Below are 7,045 nucleotides of genomic sequence, written 5' to 3'. Positions count from 1 at the left end.
AAAATAAATTATCTGCTATGAGAACTAAACTATTTTCTTTGGTCGTTATGTTTGTAACAGCTTCGTGTTTTGCACAGCAGGATGCTCAGTACACACAATACATGTACAACACCATCAATATAAACCCTGCTTATGCGGGTTCTCGTGGAGCATTGAGTATTTTCGGTCTGTATCGTACACAATGGGTTGGTCTGGACGGAGCTCCTGAAACCAGTAGTTTTTCTGTCAATACTCCTATAAACAATAGTAGATTGGGTGTTGGGGTTTCGCTCGTAAATGATAAAATAGGACCTACCAATGAGAACAATTTTTCTGCAGATGTATCCTACACCGTGCAGGTATCTGCAGATTTTAAGCTTTCTTTTGGAATCAAGGGAACCGCTAATTTATTCAATCTGGATATCAGTAAACTAAATCCCGAAGATCAGGGCGATCCACAGTTTCAGGATCTCGACAATAAATTCTCACCCAATGTAGGAGCAGGTGTTTACTGGCATTCTGACAAGGCTTATATTGGTTTTTCGGTACCCAATTTCATAGAAACAAACCGTTATGATGACGATGACATTGCTATTTACAAAGACAAAATCAATTATTATTTAATGGGTGGGTATGTCTTCAATCTGGATCATTATGAATATTTCAAATTCAAGCCTGCAGTTTTGGCTAAAATGGTACAAGGAGCACCGCTTCAGGTTGACATTTCGGCAAATTTTATGTTTGTGGACAAATTTGTACTGGGTGCTGCTTACAGATGGAGCGCTTCATTGAGCGCTATGGTTGGATTCCAGATTACTGATGGACTTTATATAGGTTATGGTTATGATCGTGAAACCAGCAACCTTAATAATTACAATTCAGGATCACACGAAATTTTCCTGCGTTACGAATTCTTCAAAAACAACGGCAAAATGACAACTCCTCGTTTTTTCTAAAAAATAAAGGTTATGAAAAATTTTATCCTATCCCTGATTATAATAAATATTTTTTCGTTTAACGGTTATGCACAGGAATCAAAAGTAAAAACTGCAGGCAAAGATTACGACAATTATGCTTACATTGATGCTATAAAGATTTACGAAAAAGTAGCAGAAAAGGGGTATAAATCGGAAGAGCTGTTTAAAAAACTGGGAAACGCTCATTACTTCAACTCGCATTTTGAAAGTGCTGCCAAATGGTATGGAGAGCTGTTTGCAATGAATACTGATGAAATAGGATCTGAATACTATTACAGATATGCCCAATCCTTAAAATCATCAGGACAAACAGAGCAGGCCAACAAAATACTGGATGAATTCAACTCAAAAAAACAAACCGACAGCAGAGCAAAGCTTTATGACGAAAATGTGAGTTATCTTGATCAGATTAAGGCAAATTCTGGACGTTATGTTATAGAAAACGCCGGAATCAATTCAAAATATTCAGATTATGGAACTTTTATATACAAGAATAAAATATACTTTGCATCGGCAAGAGATACCGGTAATTTCACGCAGCGCAAGCATAAATGGACAGGAGAATATTTTACCAATTTATATACTGCTGATGTTGATTCTGCTCGGGTAACCAAGTTTAAAACTTCTTTGAATTCTAAATTTAATGAAGCTTCACCTGTATTTACTAAAGACGGAAAAACAGTTTATTTTACCAGAAATAATTATCTAAATGGTAAAAAAGGAAAAGACGATAAAAAAGTTACCTTAGTTAAAATTTATAAAGCTACTCTGGTAAATGATAAGTGGACTAATATAAGCGCCCTGCCATTTGCAAGTGACAATTACAGTACTGCACATCCTGCATTAAGCCCTGATGAAAAGACATTATATTTTGCGTCTGATATGCCCGGAAGTATAGGACAATCGGATCTTTATAAAGTCAGTATAAATGGAGATGCAAGCTACGGAAAGCCGATAAATTTAGGAAAAGCGATTAATACAGAAGGCAAAGAAACATTTCCGTTTGTAACATCTGAAAATGAAATTTATTTTGCTTCAGACGGTCACCCAGGACTTGGCGGACTGGATGTTTTTGTGGCTCAGATTGAGAGTAACGGGAACATAAGCAATATTCAGAATGTAGGTACCGATGTTAATTCCCCTCAGGATGATTTTGCCTATATCATCGATCCGGTTTCCCGAAAAGGATATTTCAGTTCAAATAAAGAAGGAGGAGAGGGGAGTGATGATATTTACAAATTTCTGGAAACCAAAAAGCTAAAATGTATTCAGGAACTTAACGGAATCATAACGGATGCTGAAACCAAAATTATCCTGCCGGGAACAAAAGTCATTTTGTATGAAAATCAGGTTATCAAAAACTCCACCATTGCTGAATCAACCGGATTTTACAGTTTTCCTGTCGAATGTGGAAAATCTTATTCCGTAAGAACCGAAAATCCGGATTACATCACAAAGGAAGTTAATGTTATAATACCAAAATTAAACGGCAAAACCAATTTACCTATCGCTTTAGATAAAGATGCCTGTAAATTAGTTGTGGGAGGTGATTTAGCAAAATGTTTTGGAATTAAAAGGATTTATTTTGATTTGGATAAGTCAGATATCAGACCGGAAGCAGCGGTAGATTTGGTAAAAATATTAGTTGTTTTACAAGAGAATCCTTCTGTTAAACTTGATATCCGTTCGCATACAGACAGTCGGGCAACATTTAAGTACAACGAGATTTTATCAGATAAGAGAACTAAATCTATTATATACTGGCTAGTAAGAAACGGTATAAATCCGGAAAGACTGACCGGAAGAGGGTATGGAGAAACTCAGTTAGTAAACAAATGTTCTGACGGAGTAAAATGTACCGAAGAGGAACATCAGGAGAATAGACGAAGTGAGTTTATCATTACCTCTATTTAAGTATTTATAAGATACCTAAACTTTATTTGCATTATAAAAAGTTTTGTTTATCTGTATAAAAAAATGCTTTATGGAAATGTATTAATAAAGTATGGATCGTACACGAAGATACTTAATTTTTTGGCAGTGTAAGGATAAATAAAAGCAAGCTAGGTATTAACTGATTGAGGCCTAATTTCTTAAAAAATAGAAAGGCACAGATTAATCCGCTCCCCCATCTACACTGTCAAAAGTTTCTCTTTCTTTGGGTTTAATACTGTATTTAACAGATACCATTGGTCCATAGTAAATATCGAATTGAGTTCCATTTGTGCGAAGCTGCATTTGCCCGATTACTCCAGCCAAAAAATGAATATTTGGAGTAATTCCTGCCGTATAATATACTGACAATCTGAAAATGTCAAAATTCTCTTTCGCATAATCTTTTGAGGCGAATTTAAGCATCAGCTCTGCGTAGTAACCTATGTTTGGAGCTAAAAATAATGCTTTACTCTTACTTTCAGGAAGAAAATGATTTACGCCAAATCTCATTCGAATTCTTGGTATCGTTTGATGAACCCCGTTTCGGTCATCAAAAAATTTGGTTTCAAAACGAACCTGTTCAAACATATTCCCTCTCGGCATATTTTGTGAAAAGGTGCTCATTATGATCAAGCGGTTTTCGAGTGTTTCATAATTTCCCATTTCTTCAACGGCATATTTCTGATTGTGCGCATATCCCAGCCACAATTTAATATTTTTAAAACCAGAATATATCAGCCACGGTCTTACAACCACTCGCTGTGTATATTCAAAAGGATTTTTAGTGTCATAAGTACCCTGAGTCACCAATTGTACATCAGTCTGGCCACTTAAGTTCCATTTTTCATATATTGGAAAAGCAATATCCCCTTCTGTTATAGAAGCCGGAATGAATCCAATTGTATAAGGTGGATCCAGCTGTGCTCTTGAAATTTGTGCAGTTAATATTGCACATAAAGAAATGAAAACTCTTTTAAATTGGCTCATAATTAGAAGTGTAGAAAACAGAAAACAGAAAAATATGATCTCTTCTATTGTAGATTTTTTTATCCAGCGATTCCGGAAGTTTTAGCATTGCTGTAAATTTAAGGTTATAAAAAATAAAAACCTGACTGCTGTTTTCGATGCTTTTTTCATGGTAATATCTTATTTTAAGTTATTATATATTATAATGTTGATTCCTATATCATAGTGTGTATCGAAATTAACTTTAAAATAATAGGGGACAGAATTTTTAAGAGAAAAGGTTGTTTCACATTTTAATTTGCAACCAATTAAGCGAAAATGCAACATTGATTTCTGGTATTAAAACACTTTAATTGAAAATCAATGCTGACTATATAAAGAAGTATTAGTTTGTAGTTTTGTTTTTTAGATTTACTTGACTAAGCATGAACCAGTTTTTGTTGTAAACATTGGGTTTTAAATTTAGGGAAGAAAAGTAAAATTTGTTGAATCACAAAAAAGCCTGAGAATAAGATTTTTCAGGTTTTATCTTTTTTATTGTAGCTGGAACAGTACAATTCTCGGACCATTTTATGCAGAATTTAAACAAAATAGCTTGTTTTGAAGTCGGTTTGTAGAATAATTTATCCTGAAATTGCAGAAGGTAGTTTATTAGTCCTTTTAGAGTTAAAATATATGATTATCAAAACTGAAAGGCCACGATTTTTCCGTAAAAGTAAAAGTGTTTGTTTTTAGTTGTTAACCAATCGTTGTTTTAGTTTTTTGACTCAAAATGAGTTACTTTATTTCTTAAAATTGATTGATTTGTTCTGTTTTTTAATATGCTATGTTATCTAAAATTAGATTTACCGGCTCCAGCTGTTTATTACCAATCACCTTATAAACATTGATAATTAACATTTATTTGTAAATAAAAAGTTACGTATTCTTTTTTAAAAACGTATTTCGACGTTTATTCAAGTAGATTACCGATTAAGATATTTATTAATTCAGGGTTTATTTAGTTTTGTGCAACTCAAACTACTGATTATTAAACAAAAACTATTGTCGGTCCTTATTCTGTTTTATGATACCTACTATAATTAAGCTTCTGCTTTCACGAAATATTTTTTTCGTAAACACTTTATTTTCCCTTCAAAAAGCTATTCTTTTCTAAATATTTATTTTGGATTTTAGTTCACTTTCCAAATCTAAACGCCTATGTATAATTTTACTTTTTTTAATGTGTTTTTTATCGTTTTCAAAAAAATTGCATCGTCTTTATGCAATTGTAGAATAGGAAATAATAATTTGATAAAAAAAATAGAATCAGTTTTAATTTCAAAAACAACACTAACAGCTATACTATTCTGTTTTATTGTTTCGGCAAATGCTCAATACGGTCCTTCGGATGATTTTGATGGAGATGGTATAGTCAATTCTCAGGATTTGGATGATGATAATGATGGAATTTTAGATACTGATGAGTGTAATAACTTAATCTTATCAGGAAGTTTTGAAAATCTTACAGGACTAAACAATGGAAATAACATAGGTGTAAATATAGCTCCTTGGGTACTGGGAGGTACAAGTAATGCAAATGTAGTTAAAGTTGATGGGCCAGGTCCTTATGTATACGGAAATGGTTTTGGGCCAGAGAGCAGTGCAGATCCAGGGTTGGCTAATCTTAATACTCCCCAACATTATTTAGATATAGCTAATGGTTCTAATGATTTTTATCAAACCTTTACAATAACAGGATCAGGAACTACTTTATTAACTTTTAGTGGATTTTTCTCTTCAAGAAATATTGCTAGTGGTAATCCTGCTCCTGCAACAGGTATAGGATCTATAAGAATTGTAAATGGTACTGGAACAGGGGGAACTGTAAGAGCTACCACTGGTAATATTTCAGTTACAAATAATACTAGCTGGACCTTTATTGAAGGTACGGTAAGTTTACCTGCTGGTACTTATTCATATGTGGTATCAATGGATAATGCTATTAATTTTGATAATGCCAGTTTGATAGGGGAGTGTGATAGTGATGGTGATGGAATTGCAAATAAATTTGATTTAGATTCCGATAACGATGGCTGTTCTGATGCTAATGAGTATTATCATTTAGCTTCTGCCGATGGTAATGATGGAGGTGTTTATGGTATAGGGACTCCAACGGTTAGCAGTACAGGACTTGTAACCGGACCGGTTGCGGCTTCTTATACAGGAAGTTATACAAATGTAACTGTTGGTGGTGGTGTTTCAAGTGTTTTAAATGCTGCGACACCCGCAGATCAATCTGTATTGGCAGGAGGAAATACAACATTTACAACCACTGTTACAACCTCAGGTTCAGGAACAACAGAACATCAATGGCAAGTGAGCACAAATAATGGTACTACTTGGACCAACATTACCAATGGAGGTGTTTATTCTGGAGCAACAACTGCTACTTTAACTATCACAGCGGCTACTGCAGCAATGAATAGCTATAAATATAGGGATTTAGTTAAACAGAGTAATTTGGCTTGCGGACCCACTTCCAGGGTTGCAAATTTGTGCGTTTTAACAACCCCAACTCTGACTTCGCCGACTCCAATTTGTACAGGGAGTAATGCTGTTTTCACGATTACAGGTACAGCTGGAGATGTAGTGACTTACTCAGGAGCAGTTTCAGGTACAGCAACAATAGGTTCAGGAGGCACTGTAACTGTGACGACATTAGGAGTTTCACCTAGTACTACATTAAATTTAACTAATGTAAGTAATGGAACTTGCAGTCTGGCAATAACAGTTACAAGGACTGTGGTTGTAAATACCAGTTCTGGTACCCCAAGCAATACCACTTCAACAACAGCAATTTGTGAGAATACCACCAAATCCTTGTCAGCGACACCGGCAGGCGGAACCTGGTCGATAGTTTCAGGAGGAGGAAGTATCTCAGGGACTACTTATACTCCGGCAAATGTAACAGTAGATACACCGGTAACAATCCGCTACACGGTTGCAGCCAACGGATCATGTGCCGCTAGAAGTTCCGATGCAACTTTCACTGTGAATGCTTTTTCAGGTACAGCCAGCAATACGACTTCAACAACAGCAATTTGTGAGAATACAACCAAATCCTTATCGGCTACACCGGCAGGAGGGACTTGGTCGGTAGTTTCAGGAGGCGGAAGCATCTCAGGAACGACTTATACCCCGGCAGA

At 35.2% G+C, this 7,045-nt stretch carries 3 protein-coding genes and 1 pseudogene; 3 read left to right on the top strand and 1 reads right to left on the bottom strand.

What is annotated here, in order from left to right; all coding sequences use genetic code 11:
* The first annotated feature begins 17 nt into the window (after positions 1-17).
* Positions 18-935, top strand: a complete 918-nt coding sequence (locus tag GWR14_RS16385; protein ID WP_163410159.1) for a PorP/SprF family type IX secretion system membrane protein — start codon at positions 18-20, stop codon at positions 933-935.
* A 12-nt stretch (positions 936-947) separates the two neighbouring features.
* Positions 948-2,870, top strand: coding sequence for an OmpA family protein (locus tag GWR14_RS16380; protein WP_163410158.1), 1,923 nt, complete (start codon positions 948-950; stop codon positions 2,868-2,870).
* Between the two features lie 201 nt (positions 2,871-3,071).
* Here GWR14_RS16380 and GWR14_RS16375 read toward each other — a convergent pair whose 3' ends face one another.
* Entirely contained in the window at positions 3,072-3,878 is an 807-nt protein-coding gene (locus tag GWR14_RS16375) for a DUF2490 domain-containing protein (RefSeq protein ID WP_163410157.1), read from the bottom strand.
* A gap of 1,179 nt (positions 3,879-5,057) precedes the next feature.
* Between GWR14_RS16375 and GWR14_RS16370 the strand changes: the two are divergent.
* A pseudogene (locus GWR14_RS16370) lies at positions 5,058-7,045 on the top strand (hypothetical protein); the annotation flags it as partial.

Source organism: Flavobacterium ajazii (genome assembly GCF_010614725.1).
Taxonomy (GTDB): Bacteria; Bacteroidota; Bacteroidia; order Flavobacteriales; family Flavobacteriaceae; genus Flavobacterium; species Flavobacterium ajazii.
Note: the sequence above shows the minus strand (reverse complement) of the source record. Positions and strands in the feature narration are given on the sequence as shown.

Bases quoted from the DNA above. Each gene is read 5' to 3' on its own strand.
- GWR14_RS16385 (WP_163410159.1), top strand. From the start codon at position 18: ATGAGAACTAAACTATTTTCTTTGGTCGTTATGTTTGTAACAGCTTCG.
- GWR14_RS16380 (WP_163410158.1), top strand. From the start codon at position 948: ATGAAAAATTTTATCCTATCCCTGATTATAATAAATATTTTTTCGTTT.
- GWR14_RS16375 (WP_163410157.1), bottom strand. From the start codon at position 3,878: ATGAGCCAATTTAAAAGAGTTTTCATTTCTTTATGTGCAATATTAACT.